This window comes from Pseudoxanthomonas sp. LjRoot204_2 (assembly GCF_056175765.1).
Genome location: NZ_JBGFFG010000315.1, coordinates 1 through 4,046, shown reverse-complemented (window position 1 = coordinate 4,046; position 4,046 = coordinate 1). Strand labels below are relative to the sequence as shown.

Here is a 4,046-nt window from a genome sequence, read left to right as displayed (position 1 = left end):
AGGTCGAGATCACCGATGCCGGCAACAGCAAGTTCCTCGCCGGCGAGCAGGTCGAGAAGCAGCGCTTCATCGAAGAGAACGCGAAGCTGCTGGCCCGCAACGAGCTGCCCGCGAAGTACGACCCGGTCCTGCTGGGCATCACCAAGGCCTCGCTGGCGACGGAATCGTTCATCTCCGCGGCCTCGTTCCAGGAGACCACGCGCGTGCTGACCGAGGCGGCCGTCCGCGGCACCCGCGACACGCTGCGCGGCCTGAAGGAAAACGTTATCGTCGGCCGCCTCATCCCGGCGGGTACCGGCCTGGCGTACCACAACCAGCGCCGTCGCAATGCGTCGGGCCTGACCGAGGCGGAAGTGAACGCCCTGTCGGGCGGCGTCGCCGAGGCTGCTTCTGCAGTCGTGACGACCACCACCGACGACGCCGGCGAGGAGTCCAGCGCCAGCTAAACCGTACTACCTGACGGCCTCCAGGCCGTCCCAGACCACGAAAAGAGGCGCAGGAAGCGCCTCGTTTTCGGCCCAGGAAGGGCGGGATCGCAGTCAGTTGGCAGGCACCCACCTCCGTCGCGTTGACGGTCGGGCGGGTTGCCGGCTATACTTTTCCGTCTAGGTGGGCCGTCTTGCGGCCTGCCTTCGTTTTCATGTCAAACAAGGCTCCGGCCTTCACACGAAGAATCCACTATGGCAACCGTCAATCAGCTGGTCCGCAAGCCGCGGCAGGCACCCACGTACAAGAGCCAGTCGCCCGCGCTGGACAACTGCCCGCAGCGTCGCGGCGTGTGCACCCGCGTCTACACSACSACCCCGAAGAAGCCGAACTCGGCGMTKCGCAAGGTCGCCAAGGTGCGCCTGACCAACCAGGAAGAAATCATCAGCTACATCGGCGGTGAAGGTCACAACCTGCAGGAGCACTCCGTGGTGCTCGTGCGCGGCGGCCGCGTCAAGGATCTGCCGGGCGTGCGCTACCACACCGTGCGCGGCTCGCTCGACGCCTCCGGCGTCGCCAAGCGCCGCCAGGGCCGTTCGAAGTACGGCGCCAAGCGTCCCAAGGCTTAAGGAAAAAGAATCATGTCGCGCAAAGGCTCTGCCCCCCAACGTGAAATCCTGCCGGACCCCAAGCACGGCAGCCAGACGATTGCCCGCTTCATCAACATGGTGATGCTGAGCGGCAAGAAGTCGGTCGCCGAAAAGATCGTGTACGGCGCCATGGACGTCATCGGCGAAAAGAACCCCAATGCCCTCGAGCTGGTCGAGAAGGCGTTGGACAACGTCTCGCCGGCTGTCGAAGTGAAGTCGCGCCGCGTCGGCGGCGCCACCTACCAGGTGCCGGTCGAAGTGCGTTCGTCGCGCCGCATGGCGCTGGCGATGCGCTGGCTGATCGAATCCGCGCGCAAGCGCGGCGAGAACACCATGCCGCGCAAGCTGGCTGCCGAACTGCTGGATGCCTCCGAGAACCGCGGCGGCGCCATCAAGAAGCGTGAAGAGACCCACCGCATGGCGGAAGCGAACAAGGCGTTCGCGCACTACCGCTGGTAACGGCCTCGGGGCCCTTGCATGCAGGGGCCTCCGACACCATCTAGGTGTCCCTGGGGCGCAGTTTGGCGCCCCGCCCCGAAGGCCGCCGAAAGGCGGCATTCGGCCATCTGAAGATCCGCCCTCCACGGAAGGCCCTGGCATCCCGCCGGCCCTCCATCAGAAAAGAGAGACTGTCGTGGCTCGCACCACTCCCATCGAGCGTTACCGCAATTTCGGCATCATGGCGCACATCGACGCCGGCAAGACCACCACGTCCGAGCGCATCCTGTTCTACACCGGCGTCAGCCACAAGATCGGTGAAGTGCACGACGGTGCCKCGACCAYSGACTGGATGGAGCAGGAGMAGGAGCGCGGCATCACGATCACGTCYGCCGCCACCACGGCGTTCTGGACCGGCATGGACAAGTCCCTGCCGCAGCACCGCTTCAACATCATCGATACCCCCGGCCACGTCGACTTCACCATCGAAGTCGAGCGTTCGCTGCGCGTGCTCGACGGCGCGGTGTTCGTGCTGTGCGCCGTTGGCGGCGTGCAGCCGCAGTCCGAGACCGTGTGGCGCCAGGCCAACAAATACGCCGTGCCGCGTCTTGCGTTCGTCAACAAGATGGACCGTACCGGTGCCGACTTCTTCAAGGTCGTCGACCAGCTGAAGACCCGCCTGGGCGCGTACCCGGTGCCGATGCAGGTGCCGGTCGGCGCCGAAGACGGCTTCGAGGGCGTCATCGACCTGCTGAAGATGAAGTACATCCATTGGGATGTCGCTTCCCAGGGCACCAAGTTCGAGTACCGCGACATTCCCGCCGAGCTGGCTGACAAAGCCGCGACGGATCGCGCCTTCATGGTCGAAGCGGCTGCCGAAGCCAGCGAAGAACTGATGGACAAGTACCTCAACGAGGGCGATCTGTCCGAAGCCGAGATCATCGCCGGCCTGCGCGAGCGCACGCTGAAGGTGGAAGTGATTCCGGTCTACTGCGGCTCCGCGTTCAAGAACAAGGGCGTGCAGGCCATGCTCGACGGCGTGATCCAGCTGCTGCCGTCGCCGACCGATCGTCCGCCGGTCCAGGGCATCGACGAGAACGAGAAGGAAGACAGTCGCAAGGCGGGCGACAACGAGCCGTTCTCGGCGCTGGCGTTCAAGATCATGACGGACCCGTTCGTGGGTTCGCTGACGTTCTTCCGCGTCTACTCGGGCGTGCTGAACTCCGGCGACGCCGTGTACAACCCGGTCAAGTCGAAGAAGGAGCGCGTGGGTCGCATCCTGCAGATGCACTCCAACCAGCGCGACGAGATCAAGGAAGTGCGCGCGGGCGACATCGCCGCAGCGGTCGGCCTGAAGGACGTCACCACCGGCGATACGCTGTGCTCGCTCGACCACATCATCACCCTGGAGCGCATGGTGTTCCCGGAGCCCGTCATCTCGATGGCGGTGGAGCCGAAGACCAAGTCCGACCAGGAGAAGATGGGCCTGGCCCTCGGCCGCCTGGCGCAGGAAGATCCCTCGTTCCGCGTCAAGACGGACGAAGAATCCGGCCAGACGATCATCTCGGGCATGGGCGAGCTGCACCTGGAAATCCTGGTGGACCGCATGAAGCGCGAGTTCAACGTGGAAGCCAACGTCGGCAAGCCGCAGGTGGCGTACCGCGAGACGATCCGCAAGTCGGTCAAGCAGGACGGCAAGTTCGTGCGTCAGTCGGGCGGTCGCGGCCAGTACGGCCACATCGTCATCGAAATGTCGCCGGTCGAGCGCGGTGTGGGCTTCTCGTACGAGAGCGCCATCGTCGGTGGCGTGGTGCCGAAGGAATACGTCGCTGCTGCGGGCAAGGGCATTGAAGACGCCATGAAGAGCGGCCCGCTGGCCGGCTTCCCGGTGGTCGACATCGCCATCAAGGCGGTCGACGGTTCGTTCCATGACGTCGACTCCAATGAAATGGCGTTCAAGGTCGCTGGCTCGATGGCGTTCAAGGAAGCTTTCAGCAAGGCCCAGCCGGTCCTGCTGGAGCCGATGATGAAGGTCGAGATCGTCACCCCGGAAGATTATTTGGGCGACGTGATGGGCGACGTGAGCCGTCGTCGCGGCATCCTGCAGGGCCAGGACGACAGTCCGTCCGGCAAGGTGATCGCTGCGATGGTGCCGCTGGGCGAAATGTTCGGCTACGCCACCACGCTGCGTTCGATGTCGCAGGGYCGCGCSACGTWCWCGATGGAGTTCGACCACTACGCGGAAGCGCCGGCCAATATCGCCGACGCGGTCGTCAAGAAGAACTGAGCAATGGGGCAGGGTGTCGCGGTCGCGTACCCTGCATTCCCGTCACGAATCACGCATAACAAGGTAGAAGACAATGGCAAAGGGTAAGTTCGAACGCACCAAGCCCCACGTTAACGTGGGCACGATTGGTCACGTTGACCACGGCAAGACGACGCTGACGGCGGCGCTGACGAAGATCGGCGCGGAGCGTTTCGGTGGCGAGTTCAAGGCCTATGACGCGATCGACGCGGCGCCGGAAGAGAAGG

Annotated in this window: 4 protein-coding genes and 1 pseudogene; all 5 read left to right on the top strand. The window is 64.5% G+C overall.

What is annotated here, in order from left to right; translation table 11 throughout:
• A pseudogene (locus AC04L7_RS13760) lies at positions 1–446 on the top strand (DNA-directed RNA polymerase subunit beta'); the annotation flags it as partial.
• A gap of 234 nt (positions 447–680) precedes the next feature.
• The gene (gene rpsL / locus AC04L7_RS13755) at positions 681–1,055 is read left to right on the top strand and encodes a 30S ribosomal protein S12 (RefSeq protein ID WP_475513215.1); all 375 of its coding nucleotides are present in this window, start codon (positions 681–683) and stop codon (positions 1,053–1,055) included.
• 12 nt (positions 1,056–1,067) lie between these two features.
• Positions 1,068–1,535: a 30S ribosomal protein S7 gene (gene rpsG, locus AC04L7_RS13750; RefSeq protein ID WP_055945227.1), complete on the top strand. Its 468-nt coding sequence runs from the start codon at positions 1,068–1,070 to the stop codon at positions 1,533–1,535.
• A 175-nt stretch (positions 1,536–1,710) separates the two neighbouring features.
• Complete coding sequence (gene fusA / locus AC04L7_RS13745) at positions 1,711–3,801, top strand: elongation factor G (protein ID WP_475513214.1); 2,091 nt, start codon at positions 1,711–1,713, stop codon at positions 3,799–3,801.
• 73 nt (positions 3,802–3,874) lie between these two features.
• A partial coding sequence (locus AC04L7_RS13740; RefSeq protein WP_295949238.1) for a GTP-binding protein occupies positions 3,875–4,046 on the top strand: 172 nt, incomplete at its 3' end.

Coding starts and splice junctions, on each gene's coding strand:
- rpsG (WP_055945227.1), top strand. CDS start 1,068: ATGTCGCGCAAAGGCTCTGCCCCCCAACGTGAAATCCTGCCGGACCCC.